Annotated in this window: 16 protein-coding genes and 2 pseudogenes; 7 read left to right on the top strand and 11 right to left on the bottom strand. The window is 63.3% G+C overall.

Annotated elements, in window-relative coordinates:
• Positions 1-113 precede the first annotated feature (113 nt).
• Positions 114-512, bottom strand: a complete 399-nt coding sequence (locus tag OKW44_RS14990; protein ID WP_018423580.1) for a VOC family protein — start codon at positions 510-512, stop codon at positions 114-116.
• Positions 513-689: 177 nt separating this feature from the next.
• On the opposite strand from OKW44_RS14990, the gene OKW44_RS14985 reads away from it, so the two are divergent.
• Together OKW44_RS14985 and OKW44_RS14980 are read left to right on the top strand one after the other, a co-directional pair.
• Positions 690-1,739, top strand: coding sequence for a S1C family serine protease (locus tag OKW44_RS14985; protein ID WP_018423581.1), 1,050 nt, complete (start codon positions 690-692; stop codon positions 1,737-1,739).
• A 158-nt stretch (positions 1,740-1,897) separates the two neighbouring features.
• Entirely contained in the window at positions 1,898-3,100 is a 1,203-nt protein-coding gene (locus tag OKW44_RS14980; protein ID WP_026226370.1) for a Fic family protein, read from the top strand.
• Between the two features lie 40 nt (positions 3,101-3,140).
• Here the strand turns inward: OKW44_RS14980 and ggt are convergent.
• The 6 genes and pseudogenes from ggt to OKW44_RS14950 form a co-directional block, all read right to left on the bottom strand.
• Positions 3,141-4,862, bottom strand: a pseudogene (gene ggt, locus OKW44_RS14975) (gamma-glutamyltransferase).
• Between the two features lie 38 nt (positions 4,863-4,900).
• Positions 4,901-6,304, bottom strand: a complete 1,404-nt coding sequence (locus OKW44_RS14970; protein WP_018423585.1) for an MFS transporter — start codon at positions 6,302-6,304, stop codon at positions 4,901-4,903.
• 138 nt (positions 6,305-6,442) lie between these two features.
• Entirely contained in the window at positions 6,443-7,207 is a 765-nt protein-coding gene (locus tag OKW44_RS14965) for a phosphocholine cytidylyltransferase family protein (protein WP_018423586.1), read from the bottom strand.
• A 28-nt stretch (positions 7,208-7,235) separates the two neighbouring features.
• Positions 7,236-8,312 carry a lysylphosphatidylglycerol synthase domain-containing protein gene (locus tag OKW44_RS14960; protein ID WP_018423587.1) on the bottom strand — a complete coding sequence of 359 codons (1,077 nt, stop codon included), beginning with the start codon at positions 8,310-8,312 and terminating at the stop codon, positions 7,236-7,238.
• The gene (locus OKW44_RS14955; protein ID WP_018423588.1) at positions 8,309-9,124 is read right to left on the bottom strand and encodes a HalD/BesD family halogenase; all 816 of its coding nucleotides are present in this window, start codon (positions 9,122-9,124) and stop codon (positions 8,309-8,311) included. Before OKW44_RS14955 ends, OKW44_RS14960 begins: the two co-directional genes overlap by 4 nt.
• Entirely contained in the window at positions 9,121-9,822 is a 702-nt protein-coding gene (locus OKW44_RS14950) for a CDP-alcohol phosphatidyltransferase family protein (RefSeq protein ID WP_026226373.1), read from the bottom strand. Before OKW44_RS14950 ends, OKW44_RS14955 begins: the two co-directional genes overlap by 4 nt.
• A gap of 237 nt (positions 9,823-10,059) precedes the next feature.
• Here OKW44_RS14950 and OKW44_RS14945 point away from each other — a divergent pair, with 237 nt between their 5' ends.
• Positions 10,060-10,491 carry a hypothetical protein gene (locus OKW44_RS14945; protein ID WP_018423590.1) on the top strand — a complete coding sequence of 144 codons (432 nt, stop codon included), beginning with the start codon at positions 10,060-10,062 and terminating at the stop codon, positions 10,489-10,491.
• Between the two features lie 12 nt (positions 10,492-10,503).
• On the opposite strand, the gene OKW44_RS37000 is transcribed toward OKW44_RS14945, so the two are convergent.
• Positions 10,504-10,632 carry a YjaZ family protein gene (locus tag OKW44_RS37000; protein WP_503125024.1) on the bottom strand — a complete coding sequence of 43 codons (129 nt, stop codon included), beginning with the start codon at positions 10,630-10,632 and terminating at the stop codon, positions 10,504-10,506.
• Between the two features lie 34 nt (positions 10,633-10,666).
• The gene (locus OKW44_RS14940) at positions 10,667-11,188 is read right to left on the bottom strand and encodes a hypothetical protein (RefSeq protein WP_018423592.1); all 522 of its coding nucleotides are present in this window, start codon (positions 11,186-11,188) and stop codon (positions 10,667-10,669) included.
• A 608-nt stretch (positions 11,189-11,796) separates the two neighbouring features.
• On the opposite strand from OKW44_RS14940, the pseudogene OKW44_RS14935 reads away from it, so the two are divergent.
• The 3 genes and pseudogenes from OKW44_RS14935 to OKW44_RS14925 form a co-directional block, all read left to right on the top strand.
• A pseudogene (locus OKW44_RS14935) lies at positions 11,797-12,198 on the top strand (porin family protein); the annotation flags it as partial.
• A 166-nt stretch (positions 12,199-12,364) separates the two neighbouring features.
• Positions 12,365-12,874, top strand: coding sequence for a hypothetical protein (locus OKW44_RS14930; protein WP_018423595.1), 510 nt, complete (start codon positions 12,365-12,367; stop codon positions 12,872-12,874).
• Between the two features lie 149 nt (positions 12,875-13,023).
• Entirely contained in the window at positions 13,024-13,536 is a 513-nt protein-coding gene (locus OKW44_RS14925) for a metal-dependent hydrolase (RefSeq protein WP_018423596.1), read from the top strand.
• 50 nt (positions 13,537-13,586) lie between these two features.
• Here OKW44_RS14925 and epsC read toward each other — a convergent pair whose 3' ends face one another.
• Entirely contained in the window at positions 13,587-14,513 is a 927-nt protein-coding gene (epsC, locus tag OKW44_RS14920) for a serine O-acetyltransferase EpsC (protein WP_018423597.1), read from the bottom strand.
• 147 nt (positions 14,514-14,660) lie between these two features.
• Positions 14,661-14,894 (bottom strand): hypothetical protein, encoded by a 234-nt coding sequence (locus tag OKW44_RS14915; protein ID WP_013092363.1) that lies wholly within the window; start codon positions 14,892-14,894, stop codon positions 14,661-14,663.
• A gap of 327 nt (positions 14,895-15,221) precedes the next feature.
• Between OKW44_RS14915 and OKW44_RS14910 the strand changes: the two genes are divergently transcribed.
• A complete protein-coding gene (locus OKW44_RS14910) occupies positions 15,222-15,674 on the top strand; it encodes a DUF3005 domain-containing protein (RefSeq protein WP_018423598.1) in 453 nt (150 codons plus the stop codon).
• Positions 15,675-15,815: the final 141 nt, after the last annotated feature.

Here is a 15,815-nt window from a genome sequence, read left to right as displayed (position 1 = left end):
ACGCGGTCGCGTTCGATTATCGAAGCTCGAGGTGTCAGCCGTGTTACCGCGTGGGCGGCCGCTGCACATGCGTATTAACCCCATGATAGCGAGTTTGGTCTCGACTTCCACCGCTAGGGCAGCGGTCGCGCGAAGCTCAGTTCGTGGCCGTCCGGATCGGTGATATGAAAATAGCGCTCGCCCCACGGCGCATCCGACGGCGCGAACGACGGCTGCAAGCCTGCCGCCACCGCCCCGGCATAGAACGCGTCGACGTCCGACACGTAGATGATCACGCGCCCCCACCAGTTGACGGGCGCGCGCGCATCGGCGATCAGGTTCAAATACGAACTACCGAACGCGAACGACGTGAAGGCCTCGCGCGGACCGCCGAACTTGAGCGGGAAGCCGAGCGCTTCGTAGAACGCGACGGCGCGCTGCATGTCGCCGGTGGCGAGCGTGATCGCGCTGAGCGACTCGATGCGTGGACCCGGCGGCGGGGATTGCGGCGCTGAAGCGTTAGATGCGGACATGAACAGGGTCTCCGAGGCGCGAGCGAGCGGCGAGCGACGGCCCGCCCGGGAAAGTGTCTCACGGGCAGTGGCCACCGGTCTGGCGGCGCGGCCGGCACGCCGCCGACGCCCCCGGGATGCACTTGAAAACTCGCGCAGCGCCCCGCATCTCGGAGCCCGTCTATCCGGAGCATCGTTATGGGAAGCCGCCCACGCTTCATCGATGACCTGTCGAGCGCCGCATCCGACGCCCCCGGGCCCCAATCCACCGACCTTTTGACCAACGACGACGACGCGTTGCTCGACGCCTACTCCCGCACCGTGATCGGTGCACTGGAGCGCGTGCAGCAGGCGGTCGCGTTTATCGCCGTCGAACGCCGGCTGCCCGGCGACGCGTCTGCGCATGGGCGCGGCGCGCGCGGCGGCACTGGCTCGGGCTTCCTGTTCACGCCCGACGGCTACCTGCTGACCAATAGCCACGTCGTGCATGGCGCGACGCATATCCAGGTGACGCTGGCCGACGGCGCGAAGTTCGACGCCGATCTGGTCGGCGACGATCCCGGCAGCGATCTCGCGGTGCTGCGCATCGGTTCGCCGGAACCGCTGCCGCATGTCGAACTCGGCGAATCATCGAAGCTGCGCGTCGGGCAGATCGCCATTGCGGTCGGCAACCCGCTCGGGCTGCAACAGACCGTGACGACCGGCGTCGTTTCGGCGCTCGGCCGGTCGCTGCGCTCGAACTCCGGCCGCATGATCTACGACGTGATCCAGACCGACGCGGCGTTGAATCCGGGCAACTCGGGCGGACCGCTGATCAATTCGGCGGGTCAGGTGATCGGCGTGAATACCGCGATTATTCCTGGCGCACAGGCCATCTGTTTTGCGACGGCGATCGATACCGCGAAGTGGGTCATCATGCAGATCTTCGCGCACGGTCGCGTGCGACGCGCGTATATCGGCGTGGCCGGCACGACGACGCCGCTGTCGCGGCGCGTGCAGCGCTATTTCGGGCTCGGCACGCAAAGCGGCGTGCACGTGATGGAGATCGTCAAAGGCAGTCCGGCCGCGCTCGGCGGCTTGCGCACCGACGACACGATCGTCGCGATCGACGCGCATCCGGTGCACGATGTGGATGCTCTGCAACGCACGCTCGATGCTTCGCGTATCGACAAGCCGGTCAACGTGACGGTGTTGCGCGGCGCGCAACGGGTGGAGTTGACGGTGACGCCGGTGGAGCAGGCAGGGTGAGGGGGATTGCCTGGGGACTGCGGGGTGGACAGTCAGGCGCCACCCTACCGCAAACCCTACATTAGACTCTACAAGAAATAATTAAAATCCTTATAAATCAATTTATTGAAAGATATAATCAACAACATCTAACTCTACATAAAACCCTACAGTCCGCCATGACGACCGTCGTTTCGTTCGAACCCTTGTTTCCTGAGGACCGTGTATTGGATCCGCTGATCGAGCGCACGACCGAACTCGTCGACTCATCGCAAAAGCTCCTTGCCGTAAGCGGGACGCCATTTGCCGCGGCGCTCGTCCCGCAATTGCGTGCGATGAATTCGTACTACACAAATAAGATCGAAGGCCAGCACACCACACCCGCCAGGATCGAGGCCGCTCTCAAGCGCGACTATTCAGCTGACGTCGCCGAGCGCAAAAAGCAGCGCCTTGCGATGGCGCATATTGCAACGGAATCCTCGCTCGAAGAAGAGTGGGATTTGCTTGCGATGCCCGCCCTGTTCGAGCCCGCACGACTTACGGCCATTCATGAGCGATTTTTTTCCTATTTGCCGGTAGCTGAGAGATTTACCAGCGAGGGCGAACCAATCGTGCCGGGCGAACTTCGCAAATCGGACGTCACCGTGGGCCGGCATCTCGCGCCAGAACCTGAAATGATCGCGCCATTGCTCGATGCATGGGCCAAGCGATATGCGCGCCTACGGATCAAGGACCATCAGTTGATCGGCATCGCCTGCTCGCATCATCGGTTGGCATGGACTCACCCGTTCGCAGACGGCAATGGCCGGGTGGCACGTCTGCATTCACATCTCGCTTTACGATCGGCCGACTTGACGCATGGCCTATGGTCTCCGCTTCGCGGTCTCGCACGCGAACATGAGCTGTACTACGCAAGATTGAGCGAAGCCGACCAGACGCGCCGCAATGACCTCGATGGCCGAGGCAATCTATCCCAGGAAGGCCTGGTGCGTTTCGCGCGGTTCTTTCTCGATTGCTGCCTGGACCAGGTAAGCTTTATGGTTCGCATGACCGAGTTCGATGGCATTGCAGATCGCCTGCTCGATCTATTGCGTTACCTCGATTCAAATCCGTGGATGATCGGCTCCGAAAAATCGGTGATCAAACCGGAGGCCTCGGCACTGGCGATGGAGTTTGTGGCGACGCGGCGTGCAGTCAGCCGCGCCGAATTCAATCAGATACTTGGCGTTACTGATGTTCTGGCTCGCCGGATTACGCGCTCTCTACTTGATATTGGACTGCTCGACTCGCCTTCCCATCGCGGCAATCTCTCGTTCGGACTCCCATTGAAAAGTCTTCGATTCCTATTCCCGAGACTATGGCCCGAAGTCGATCAGGACTAGGCTGATCGTCGAAGAGAATGGCTGCAACCGGCTCTCCTCCCTACCGAACCACCCGCGTCACCCCTCGTCCACGCGGATCGGCCGCCGCATCCGGCTCGTCCCCATCGATCCTGATCACCTGAACATCGCCGGTGAATTGCTGCCCTTCCAGCTTGTAGCCCTTCGCCTCGAGCCGCTGTGCGAGTTCGCCCTCGATCGGCTTGTACGGCTCCGCATAGATCGTATTCGGCGGCAATAGCTGGTGATGGAAACGCATCGCGGCGAGCGCATCCGGCAACGGCATGTCGAAGTCGTAGATGTCGTTGATCACCTGGAAGATCGTCGTGAAGATCCGCGATCCGCCCGGCGTGCCGATCACGAGCGCGACCTTGCCGTCCTTCGTCAAAATCGTCGGCGCCATCGACGACAACGGGCGCTTCTTCGGCTCGATCGCATTCGCATCGCTGCCGACCCCATCGAACATGTTGGCGGCGCCCGGCTTCGCGGAGAAGTCGTCCATCTCGTCGTTCAGCACGATGCCTGCCCGATCCACCACGACGCCCGAGCCGAACGCGCCGTTCAGCGTGTACGTGTTCGACACCGCGTTGCCCCATTTGTCGACCACCGAAAAATGCGTGGTCTCCGGCCTTCTGCGGCATCGAGGTACCGAGCCCCGGCTGAATGCTCTTTGTGTCCGACGGCACATTCGGATCGACCTCGGCCGCGCGCTTGGCCAGATACGGGTCGTCGATCAGTTGCGCAACCGGCATCTTGTAGAAATCCGGGTCGCCGAGATACTGCGCGCGGTCCGCGAATACGCGCTTCTCGAGCTCCGCGATCAGATGCACGTATTGCACGGAATTGAGCGGCACGTTCTTGAACTCGGGCGCGATATCGGCCTTCATCTTCAGCAGTTGCACGAGCCCGACGCCGCCCGAACTCGGCGGCGGCGCGGTGATTACGCGATAGCCGTTCCAGTTCGCCTGAATCGGCTCGCGCCAGACCGCCTTGTACTACGCGAGATCGGCCTTCGTAATCAGGCCGTGGCCGCGCATCGAAGCGGCGATCAGATCGGCAGTCTTGCCCCTGTAGAAATCTTTCGGGCCCTGATCGGAGATACGCTGCAATACCGCGGCAAGGTCAGGCTGCCTGAAGATGACGCCCTGCTTCAGATTGCCGAAGTAGGTGTCGAAATTGGTCTTGCCCGCGAAGTTCTTCGCCGCATCGTCGCGCAGCTTCTGCAGTTGCGGGACGACCACGAAGCAGTCGCGCGCATAGTGAATAGCCGGCGCGAGCACCTGCTGCCATTTCAGCTTGCCGAAACGGCGCTGCGCTTGCCACATGCCGTCGACGGTGCCCGGCACGCCCACCGCGCCATAGCCGACGAGCCTCATGTCCTTGATGATCTCGCCCTTGTCGTCGAGATACATGTTCTTCGTCGCGGCGAGCGGCGCGCGCTCGCGATAGTCGAGGAAATACGGCTTGTTGTCGACGTACAGCGTCATGAACCCGGGAACGTGACCGCAAGGGTGAAGGCGATCGCGGCGGCCGCATCGACCGCATTGCCGCCTTCGTTGAAGATCTGCTCGGCGGCATCGGCGCTGTATGAGTCGGGCACCGCAATCGCCGAACCGGCAAGCACGACCGGTTGCGTCTTCGCGGGCGCTTTCGCGACAGCAGGAGCCGCCTCGAGAAACCCGGTTGAAACGCAGAGGATTGCGATCAGGGCAAGACCGCTGATCGAAGCACTGGTTGAAGCTTTGACGTTGCGAAACAACTTCATGACCTCCTCATCGACGACGACGGCATCCGTATGATGGCTTACGCGCGCCCGCGACTGCCGCGCGAGATCTCATCGCCCGCGTCTCGCGGCAGCCGCCGCGTAATCGGAATCGACAGGCACGAGAACAGACCGACGACGAGAAACGCCGGCCAGAAATCGGAGAACACGATGTTCGGATGCCCTTGCACACGATGCGAAATCTGTAGCACGATGCCCGAGATCGTCACGCCGAGGCCGAGCGACATCTGCTGGATGACACTCGCGACACTCGTCGCGCGGCCGACGTCGCTGCCCGGAATATCCGCATAGGCCAGCGTATTGAGCGACGTGAATTGCAGAGAAGGAAAGAAGCCGCCCACCAGCACGATGCACCAGATCACCCAATGCGGCGTGCCGGGAAAGAACAACCCGTACACTGCGATCGCGAGACCCGCGCACGCGGCGTTGACCATCAGCACGGTACGAAAGCCGAAGCGTTCGAGAATACGCGACGCCACCGTCTTCATGAAGATCGAACCGAACGCGGATGCGCACGTGATCGCGCCGGCTCTGAACGCGGTCATGCCGAGCCCTTCCTGCAACGCCAGCGGCAACAGGAACGGCACGGCGCCTAGACCGATACGAAACAGCGAACCGCCGATCACGCTCGCATGAAAACTCGGGATACGGAGCAGACGCAGGTCGAGCACCGGCAGCGCGACGCGGCTCGCGTACAGCACATAAAGCAGCAGCAACACAATGCCGGTCACGCACATGCCGACCGATTGTCCCGTCGACACGAGTTCGCCGCCGACCAGCGAGAGCCCGAGCATGAACAGCGAAGCCCCGCTAGCCGACAGCACGAAGCCGAGCCAGTCGAGCCGGCCCGGATGCGGCTCGCGCGTATTGGCGATGTACTTGTTGGTGAGCCAGATGCCGAGCAGGCCGATCGGCACGTTGATCACGAAGATCAGACGCCAGTGCAGATAGGTCGTGATAAAGCCGCCGAGCGGCGGCCCGACCACCGGACCGAGCAACGCCGGCACCGTCAGATAGTTCATCGCGCGAATGAACTCCGACTTCGGCAGCGACCGGAAGATGATGATGCGGCCCACCGGCACCATCAGCGCGCCGCCGATGCCCTGCACGAAGCGCGCGAGCACGAAGGTATCGAGCGAAGTCGAGGCCGCGCACAGCAGCGAGCCCGCCATGAAAATGCCGATCGCGGTGCGGAACACGGTGCGCGAACCGAAGCGGTCGGCGACCCAGCCGCAGATCGGGATAAAGACGCCAAGGCCGATCACATACGCGGTGACCGCAAGCTTCAGCGTGATCGGATCATGACCGAGGTCGCGTGCCAGAACCGGCAGCGACGTCACGATGACCGTGCCGTCCACGTTTTCCATGAACATCGCGCACGCGACGATCAGCGGAACGACGAAAGCGCCTAAAGCGAGCAGCATTGTCATGGCGACGGTGGCCAGCCATCAATGGAAAGCGTCGATTATGGCATCGCGGCGACAACAAATGTTGTCGCGCGAGGGGATTTTGCCGTGTGGCATCGCGCGCTGCCGTGCATCTTCGCGCGCGGCACGGACGCCTTAGCGCGATGCGCTGACGAGCGGCTGCAACTGCGGCAGGATCTCGTTGGCGGCGCGCGCGACGTCGTTCGGAAAGTCGATCTCGATCCACGGCGCGCCGGTCACGTCGGCCGTGTCGAACACCTGGCTGCGCTCGAGCAGCAGGTCGCGCACCGCCTCTTCGTGCGGCATGTTCGCGCGGCCGCTGTCGACATAGCCCGCGACGATCTGCGTGAAGCGTCGCGCGGTTTCCTCGCGGAAGCGGAAGAAGCCGACCGACTCGCCGATCGTGTCGTACTCAAGATTGACCGCGAGCTGCTTGCGCAACTCGACCGGCACGCCGTCCTTCAGGCACAGCTTGACGGGCTCGTCGCCCGCTTCGAAATCGCGATCGATCAGCAGACGGTTCACCGACTCGCCCGCCACCAGCGCGCTCAGGATGCGCTCGTCGTACAGCACGTCGGCGTCCATCAGCAGCACGTCACCGCCGCGCGTCAACGCATCGGCGACGGTATGCACGGTCAGCACGCTGCCCAGATCGAAGCGCGGATTGAGCACGGTTTCGACCTTGTGCGGCCAGTCGATGCGCGTGAGTTCCGCCTGCACGGATTCCGGCTGGAACCCGAGCGCCAGCACGACGTCGGTCACGCCGGCGGTTTCGAGCATCTGCAGATGCCGTTCGAGCAGGCTCATGCCGTCGAACTGCAACAGGCATTTCGGAAACTGGGCTTGCGGCGGCTGCTGGAGACGCAGGCCGAGGCCCGCTGCGAGAATGATTGCGCGCATGCGCGGTCCTTTGAAAAAAGTACGGAGGTCAATCGGCAACCGGCACACGCCGTGGAGCGCGCCGCCGTTGCCAGCTTCGTTCGCTGAAGTGCAATACCAGCAGGCCCGGCAGGCCCAGCAGGATTTCACGCGCACGCTTGGCGAGCGACAACGCCAGCGCCGCGTCGGGCGGCAAACCCGCCAGCGGCGCGAGCAGCAGATAGCCGCCCTCCTGCACGCCGAGCGAGCCCGGAATCATGAAGGCCGCGCCGCGAATCGCCTGGCCGACGCTTTCCAGCAGCAGCGCGTCGATCCAGCCGACCGGATGACCTAGAAAACGCAGCGCGAGCCATACCTCGGCCGTGCCGACGACCCACCCCACGAGGCTCAGCGCAAAGCTCGCCGCCACACGGCCGCGCTCGCGGTACAGCGACTGCACGGCGGCATCGACGGCTTCCGCGCGCGTCATCAGCGACGACCAGTCGCGCTTGCCGAACACCTTCGACACCACGCCCAGCAGCCGGCCGAACAGACCGCTCCGCTGTGCGCAGTAGAACGCGGCGATCAGCGCGCCGAGCACGCCGGTCGCAATCAGCGTTGCAGTGCGCAGGTCGTGCAGCGTGCCGTGCGCGGCATACGCGCCGAACATCGCGAGGCCAGCGAGCGCGAACACGATTTGCGCGAGCGCCTGCCATGTCGTGCTGACGGTGATCGCGGCGGCCGCGTCGCGCAGCAGCATGCCGCGCTGCGACAGTTGACGCACCATTACCACCGGGCCGCCGATCTGCCCAGCGGGCAGCAGGCTATTCACCGACTCGCCGATCCAGCGCGCGGACAACGCATCGCGCAGTGAGGGTTCGGCTCGCGCAGCGCCCGTCGCGCCGCTGGTTGCACCGCTTGCCGGACCTTCATGCGCACCGTCACGCGAGGGGTGGTCGCGCTTGAACAGCACGGCGATCGCACCCGCATCGAGCACGAGCGGCACCACGTGGAACGCGGCGACGACCGCGAGCCCCCAGCCGGCTGCGAGCAAGGTCGACACCACCGAGCCGAAGCCCTGCCAGGCGAGCAGGCCGACGAACAGCGCCGAGCCGATCGACAGCAGAAGCAGGGCCGCGCGACTCATGCGGCGTCCTTGCCGCGCGAGGCCATCTGACGGAACACCTGGCGGAAACCGAAGTATGCGATCGCGTCCTTCATGTTGGAAACGAAGCGGCGCCACGGCCGCATGTTGGGATCGGTGACGTATTCGAACGTCAGCGACACACGCATCTCGTTCGGGCCGGCCGGCGTGATGCGATGGCGCAGCTTGTCGCCATCGAAAAACACGAGGCCGCCCGGCGGAATCTGCACCGAGCCCGGCTGGTCCGGCACCTCCGGATTGCGCGTATGCAGCTCGTAGTCGAGCCGGCACGACGATTCGTCGATCACGCCGAGCAGCAGCGTGTAGCGGCGTCCGTCGTAATACGAAGTATCGTAGTGCCAGCCGATATGGTCGCCGGGGCGCGTGTAGTAGTAGAGCGCGTATGCGTGCGGATCGTCGGCGGGCGACACCTGCAACTGGTCGCCGCTCAGCTGCTCGAGCCAGCCGATCAACTCCTTCGAGCGATACAGCTCGGCGATGAACGGCGCCAGACGGTCGATCGTATGGCGGCTGACACTGCCGCCCTGCTTGTGACCCGGCAAGAAGTTGCGGTTCACTTCGTCGAGCAGCGAGCGCGCGCTGTGTACCAGCTGCTCGGTCACTTCCGGCGCGAGGAAATCGTCCAGATACAGAAACGCGTCCTGCGCGGAGAAGTCTTTACGCAGACGCGCGTTGTCGAACGTGCGGGTACGGCTCGCGACCGCGCGGTCGGCATCGGGCGCGGGCGTGAGCGCCGCCACAGGCGTGCCTGACGATACGGGCGCGATGACGTCGTCTTCGGCGTGCAGATTCATTTGCCGGCCCACTGTTGACGCGATTCAGAAGCGCTGGCGGCCTTGGCCGTCGGACCAGCGCTACGGCGCGCGACGCGCCAGTAGTCGATCACCACCCATACGGCGAACAGCGGCGCGCCGATCGACGCGACCACCACGAACGGCGCGACGACATTCATCAGCGTGACGATGGGCAGCAGGTACAGCACGTCCTCGGTTTCGAAGCCCCCCATCGACGCCTGCTTCGTGCCGGCCTTGCCGACCATTTCCTCGATCCGCATGCGCAAAAAGAAGATCAGGGCGACCGCGACACCAGCCACCGCGCCGAGCACGCCGGGCGCGAGCTTCAAAGCGTCGATCTGCGCGCCGCCGACACCGATACCCATGCCGACGAACAGCATCACGGTCACGAGCGCATCACAGGCGAGGTCGTAAAAATGACCGATGCGGCTCGACTTGCCGCCCACTCGCGCGAGTTCGCCATCCGTGTGATCGACGAAATTCGACAGGACGATCAGCAGTGCGCCCGCATTGGCCCACGCGAATCCCCCGTGCGCAAGGCACAGCGCGCCTGCGACGCCGATCAGCAGGCGCAGCGTGGTCAAATGGTTCGGGGTGACCCAGGTGTCGACTAGCGGTGTCACGAGCCGGCGGGCGAGTCGGGCGTCCCACGTACGTGCCGGCGGAACGTCTATTGGAGGTCGGGGTTGCGAAGTCATAAGGCGGAAATATATACGGGATTCTGAAAGCTTGCTGTTATGCCGTACGTTTCTCTGCAATTTGCAGATGCCATTCGTGTGTCCGTCAAAAGCGGAACTCACCGAATCGCTGTAAAGTGCGGATCCAGTTGTGCCAGTCACGCGGAATCTGTTCGATGTGCAGCACCGCTCGTGCCCTCCGGGGGATGGCGCAGTGGTTGCTAATCCACGACATCGACTGTCCGCCCGCCTACGCTCATGAACCGTCTCCTTGTCCCTCTGCTGTTTGCCGCCGCCGCCGCACTGCCCCTTTCCTCGTTCGCCGTGGAGCTCGACGCGCCACTGACATGCAATGAGAGCGGCCACCAGTTCATTGCCGATCTGATGCAGCAGCAGCTGATCCACCCGAAGCCAAGTCACGTCGAAAGCAACTCGATCAACGCGTTCTCGCCGATGCCCGATGCGCATCTGACCGCGTTCGGTTTCCGCGTATTCGCGGTGGTGGGCTTCGAAAAGGACGACCCGATGTTCCGGGTCGGCGACGGCGAACCGGTCGCGCAGTCCGCGTATGGCGCGGTCGTGTTCGGCAGCGACGACAAGGTTAAAAGCGCGCTTGAAAACGCGGGCAGCACGGCGATCGTGCATCACGTCGCGCCGCTCATCACCGCGATTTTCTGCAAGCGCAGCTAGGTTTGGCGACACCTAGTATTCGACCGTTTCGCCACGATCGTCGATCTCTTCGACCACGAGCCAGTTCGAATGGCCAGTGAAATAGGAGCGCCGCTCTGCCAACTGCGCGATGATCGCCGGCAGTTTGAGCGACCAGCGGATCCGATCACGACGCAGCCGCGCCTACAACCGCCACTTACCCCGGCCGACGAAACTCGTTTGCCACCCACGCCGTGGCGCTCGCCTTGCTGAGCTTGAACGTCGGCGCAACCTGCACTTGCGCGATCTGCTCGCCGAAAAGATCGAGCGCGCTCAACAGTGCGTACGGCTCGTCTTCGTCGGGGACGATGTCGAGCGTGATGTCGAGTTCGTCGTTGCCGTCCGCGCTCGGCACGCGCACCGTCTTGTGCAGTTGCGCGCGCAGCTGCTGCTCGTGACGACGCAGCACTTCTGCTGCGGTTTTCACGAGCGTGTTGAACGCCGATACGTCGAGCGGCTTCGGATCCTTCTTGTTGCGGCCCATCGTCCACGGTCCGACGAGCGCGGGCTCCGCCTCGCCGTCCTTGATCATTTCAACGGCCCAGCCTTCGTCGTCTTCGTTCTTGATGATGCGCGCGGTCCAGCCGTTGTCGCGCCACAGACGCTCTTCATGGACGCTGTCGTCGGGTCCGAGGAACTCGGCATTCGTGTCGATCGAGGGAAAGGGCGTGTCGGTCATCACAGGTTCACTCACTTCGCGGGGCGCACAAACATATTTCGAACCCGCAATTCTACCTGCCCTGCCCGCCTGGCCGTGCTCGCTCTGACGAACGGACAAGGCGCGTTCGGAACGGCGCCGCCGCTCAACGCGCGAAAAGTTATATTTACCCTACGCGACGATGTATAAATCCGCTTTAAAGGTCAGATAAAAAAACGCGGCCCGAAAGCCGCGTGTAAAAATGAAAAAGACACCCTTTGGTCGAAGGGGTCTATCGAAATTATAAGTGGCATCCCAACCCGATTTAAGGCTTTCTTCGAAAGACTGCATTGCGCAAAACCGTGGGAATCAGCGCGAACGGCCTCGTCCGCTTTCTCCTTTCCTCGCCTTGTGCCGTTACCACCCGACAACCGCCTAAGGTTTGACAGCGCATCCCGCCATTCATCGTTAAAAATATTTTTCCTTTTGCCGACCTGCGCTTCGCGATTAATTCACATAATCCCGGCTTCGAAAATAAATCGTTGTTAGGCGCGTAATTAAATATCCGCATAGCGGCAAGTACGCTTCGCTACGAATCGACAGTCAACGGGCGCGCGCAGCAACTTTCGCTGGAATGCCGTTTCGTCCCGACGCTTACGCTCGGCCGTCAGTACGACCCGGTCAGCGACTACCTGGCGCCGCTGTCGGAAGCGGGCGAGAGCTACGGCAACAAACTCGCAGCTCACCCGTTTGATAACGACAACCTGGGCCGGCCTGTACGGTTTCAGCAACGCGGCCGGCCAGTTCGCGAACAATCGCGCATGGAGCGCGGCGCTTCGTACGACAACGGTCCGTTGAGCTTCGCCGTCACTTATCAGCAGTTGAACAACTCACTGAGCAAGCGCACCGACGTGTACCGCGAAGGCGTGTACCTGCATGCATCGGGCGAACTCGGCGACTTCGGCGCGAACGTCGCGGCGATCAATACGCTTGCGCCGTCGTCGACCGGTAACCAGGTCGCCGCGGCAGTCGGTCTTCGGCATCGCTTCTGACGGCGGTTCTCACCACGCTTTTCATGCAGGCATTGCGCCGCGCGGCCATCCCCGCGCGGCACGGTGAAGCCGCGCGCGACACGATCACGTTCGGGTATTTTCATGGGCCTTACGGTTTGCCATCAGACCAATAGACCCATGGCCGCGCTAGTGACGACGTCGACGCATGCTCGGTATACTGCCCCGGCCGCCGTGCGACGCCGCGAAACCGCGCCGCCTGCACGGCAGCTTCGTCGCGAAGCATCGCGCTGTGCGTCAGCGCATCGCGCTTCGCCCGTGCCTCACCTTCCCATGCATGACCGGGAACGCCGACGATCGGATCATGAAAAGACTTCTCCTGCTTGCCCCAGCTGTCGCCCTCACCGCCACCCTCGCCGCTTGCGGTTCGTCGGGCGGCCCCGCGCGCGATGCGTCCGCGCCGCTCGTGTACGTGTCGTCGTCACGCACGCCTGCGTCCATCGCCGCCTGCCTCGAAGAACGTCTGCCGCGAGTGCGCACCTCGCACGCCGGCGCCGCGACCGAACTCGCGGTCGGTGCCGATTCGCACAACTCGTACTTCGTCACGCTGACCCCGCTCAACGGCAACACGGTCATCAAGGTCGTGCATCCGGCCAATGCGCCCGACGATCCGCCCGAAGAGGAAATGCGCTTCGATATCGCGCGCTGCGCGACCTGAGCGGCGCGATGCGCTTGAACGCCGTGCGCGCCATGCACGGAAGGCCGATGCGCGAATTTTTATCTCGCTCATCGGCTATTTTTTTGCGCGCCCATCTGCGAACATAGCCGCCCTTTAGTTTTCGCGCGGCACGTGTGCCGCGAGTTTCGATGGCATCCAGCAAAGCGCATCATGCGACCGGTTTCGCAGCCGGCATCATCGCGGCGGCGATCGTCGCGCGCAGCGGCGGCGGTCCGTTTCATACTGGCGTGCTGCTGAGCTTCATCGCCGGCGTGGCCGGCAGCACCGCGCCGGACTGGCTCGAAGTCGCATGGTGGTCGCGCGCGCGGCGGCTGTGGATCACGCATCGCACGTTGACGCATTGGGGCATCGGCTGGCTCGCGCTGCTCGCGGTGTCGTATCACACGCTCGGACATTCGATCTACGCGGCGCCCGCGTTCGGCTTCGCGTGCGGCGGCCTGATGCATCTGTTCGCCGACTGGCCGAATCCGCTCGGCGTGCCGTGGATCGCCGGGCGACATTCGTTGAATCTGTGGAATAGCGGGCACTGCGATCTGATCGTCGTTGCGGCGTCTTGGGCGGCCGCGTGGATTATCGGCGAGCATGTGTGGCTGCATGGCATGCATGTGTTGCCGTGGTTGCGCCATTGGCCGATCGGCTAGGCGCAGCGATGCAATCGGCCCGGCGCGCGGGCGCGGCGGCTAGCCTTGCATCATTGCCGTCCATTGTCGGTGCGCTCTCCTTCGCGGACCTTGCCTTGCGATACGCTGCTGCCCGGCGGCACGCTATGCGTGAGCCACACGTTGCCACCGATCACCGACCCGCGCCCTATCGTCACGCGTCCGAGAATCGTCGCGCCCGCGTAGATCACGACATCGTCCTCGACGATCGGATGCCGGGCGTTGCCCTTGATCAGCGTGCCGTCCTCATCGGCCGCGAAGCTCTTCGCGCCGAGCGTGACCGCCTGGTACACGCGCACGCGCTCGCCGATGATCGCTGTCTCGCCGATCACCACGCCGGTGCCGTGATCGATGAAAAAGCTCGGCCCGATCGTCGCGCCCGGGTGAATGTCGATGCCGGTCGCCGAGTGCGCGATCTCGTTGATGAAGCGCGCGAGCAGCGGCACGCCGAGCCGATGCAGCGCATGCGCGAGCCGATGATGCGTCATCGCCCACACGCCCGGATAGCACAGCAGAATTTCGGTGATGTGCTGCGCGGCGGGGTCGCCGGTGTACGCAGCCTGGATGTCGCTGACGAGCAGCGCGCGTATGCCCGCCAGTTGCGTCGCGAACTCGCGCGCCACCGCGAACGCGCGCTCCCGCAACTCGGCGTCGGGCGTCGCGCCGAACTCGGGCAGGAAGCGCAGCGCGCGGCGAATCTGTTCGGCGAGCAGCCGCAACGTGCTTTCGAGCGTGTGGCCGACGTAGTAGTCGACCGTCTCGTCGGTTAGATCGGGTGCGCCGTAATGCGTCGGAAACATCGCGGCGCGCAGACCGGCCACGATATTGACCACCGCTTCGCGCGATGGCAATTCGCGAATGCCGAGCGGATGCCGCGTGCGATGCAATTGCTCGCGCGAGGCGCGCAGGTCGGCGACGATCTGTTCAAGGCCCCAGTTATGGGAAGGCTCGTTGGGCATAAGCGACGGCGCCGCGCGGCGTGCACGGTTCGAAGTGGTTATCGAGCAGAGATTACCGCGTTTTAACGCTGCCCGCCCGGCAGCGCGCAGGTCGGCTCGGATTCATTGCGTCGACGTGAGCTGGCACGCACGCACCGTTTCCTGACTTCAGATAGTCAGGCTACTCGCGTCGATCCAGCGCACTGCCCAATCGCGCGCGTGCGCGATGGCTGCGGCTTCGTCGGAGAAGCGCAGTTCCGTGGGAAAGAAACGGTTAGCGACCAGTTCGCCGTCGCTCGAGCGCGAGATCACCACATACGGTTGCCAGGAGCCGTCGCCCGAGCGCGCCGGTTCGCAATTCAAAAGATAGCCGCGATGTGTGAATGCAGCATCGAAGTGCATGAGTCACCCGCCCCTGAAGCCCGTAACATTTTCTCAGTCGCGCGGCCATTTGTTTGATAGTTTTCCGACCATGATGGAAGAGCCGGAGCATGCCGCCAATTTATCCGCGCGTCGGTCGCAGGAGTAAGATCATACTCTGTAGAAAATACCCGTCCATTGAAAAAAACGAAATGAATCGCGGACGTCATCGCCGTTTAATCGCGAGGTAACGCCACTCGCATCGAAGGATGGCGGACAACGCATCGCGACTCCCGCGCACAGCGGCGCCGTGTCAGTCGGAACGGCTTTTGCTGTTTTCTTCGAATGTCCGCTTCAGGAGAATGCACGATGAACAGCGCGATCAGCAAACCCGAAAACGCCGGTACGAAGCCGGACCCGAAGGACCCGCCAAGCACGGACCTGCACAACGACCGCACGCACGACAGCACGGTCGACACCGACGGCAAGAACCGCGAAGCGGCCCGTCTGGCAGGCCACGGCGCGATCTCGCCCGACGCGGTCACGACCAGCAATGCGACGCTCGACAACAGCGTGCCCGAGTCGCTCGATGGCATGGCCGGCTTCGACAGCCGGGTCGGCGGCAACCATCTGCTGCTCGCGCTCGAGCCGGGCTACGCGGTGATCGACAAGGGCATGGCCGAGCCGCTCGCCGCCTACTCGGCCGAACATCAGTACGACGACCCGCGTCCGGTCGGACAGCGCCACGATCGTGGCCGCATTCACTATGCGCTCAATCATTTGCGGCCCGCGCGCGTAATCGAATTACATCGGGTGAAATAGGCGCGCGTATCATCCCTTTATACGCGCGCGTTTGAATTACCGCGTTTATTCCGATTTATCAGGCAATCACGCAGCACGCACTGTTTTATTCTGGTGCGTGCTTTGCTTGGTTTAACGTTGGTTCGTTTAACGGAGTTGCGG

The sequence above is a fragment of the Paraburkholderia lebeckiae genome (genome assembly GCF_050436325.1).
Taxonomy (GTDB): Bacteria; Pseudomonadota; Gammaproteobacteria; order Burkholderiales; family Burkholderiaceae; genus Paraburkholderia; species Paraburkholderia tuberum.
The sequence above is the reverse complement of the archived record's forward strand: the minus strand, read 5'-3'. Positions and strand labels throughout refer to the sequence as shown.

What these genes read in the sequence shown, in the direction of transcription:
- OKW44_RS14990 (WP_018423580.1), bottom strand. Translation starts at nt 512, where the DNA reads ATGTCCGCATCTAACGCTTCAGCGCCGCAATCCCCGCCGCCGGGTCCA.
- OKW44_RS14980 (WP_026226370.1), top strand. Translation starts at nt 1,898, where the DNA reads ATGACGACCGTCGTTTCGTTCGAACCCTTGTTTCCTGAGGACCGTGTA.
- OKW44_RS14930 (WP_018423595.1), top strand. Translation starts at nt 12,365, where the DNA reads ATGCTCGGTATACTGCCCCGGCCGCCGTGCGACGCCGCGAAACCGCGC.
- epsC (WP_018423597.1), bottom strand. Translation starts at nt 14,513, where the DNA reads ATGCCCAACGAGCCTTCCCATAACTGGGGCCTTGAACAGATCGTCGCC.
- OKW44_RS14960 (WP_018423587.1), bottom strand. Translation starts at nt 8,312, where the DNA reads ATGAGTCGCGCGGCCCTGCTTCTGCTGTCGATCGGCTCGGCGCTGTTC.
- OKW44_RS14940 (WP_018423592.1), bottom strand. Translation starts at nt 11,188, where the DNA reads ATGACCGACACGCCCTTTCCCTCGATCGACACGAATGCCGAGTTCCTC.
- OKW44_RS14965 (WP_018423586.1), bottom strand. Translation starts at nt 7,207, where the DNA reads ATGCGCGCAATCATTCTCGCAGCGGGCCTCGGCCTGCGTCTCCAGCAG.
- OKW44_RS14925 (WP_018423596.1), top strand. Translation starts at nt 13,024, where the DNA reads ATGGCATCCAGCAAAGCGCATCATGCGACCGGTTTCGCAGCCGGCATC.
- OKW44_RS14950 (WP_026226373.1), bottom strand. Translation starts at nt 9,822, where the DNA reads ATGACTTCGCAACCCCGACCTCCAATAGACGTTCCGCCGGCACGTACG.
- OKW44_RS14970 (WP_018423585.1), bottom strand. Translation starts at nt 6,304, where the DNA reads ATGCTGCTCGCTTTAGGCGCTTTCGTCGTTCCGCTGATCGTCGCGTGC.
- OKW44_RS14910 (WP_018423598.1), top strand. Translation starts at nt 15,222, where the DNA reads ATGAACAGCGCGATCAGCAAACCCGAAAACGCCGGTACGAAGCCGGAC.
- OKW44_RS14915 (WP_013092363.1), bottom strand. Translation starts at nt 14,894, where the DNA reads ATGCACTTCGATGCTGCATTCACACATCGCGGCTATCTTTTGAATTGC.
- OKW44_RS14945 (WP_018423590.1), top strand. Translation starts at nt 10,060, where the DNA reads ATGAACCGTCTCCTTGTCCCTCTGCTGTTTGCCGCCGCCGCCGCACTG.
- OKW44_RS14985 (WP_018423581.1), top strand. Translation starts at nt 690, where the DNA reads ATGGGAAGCCGCCCACGCTTCATCGATGACCTGTCGAGCGCCGCATCC.
- OKW44_RS14955 (WP_018423588.1), bottom strand. Translation starts at nt 9,124, where the DNA reads ATGAATCTGCACGCCGAAGACGACGTCATCGCGCCCGTATCGTCAGGC.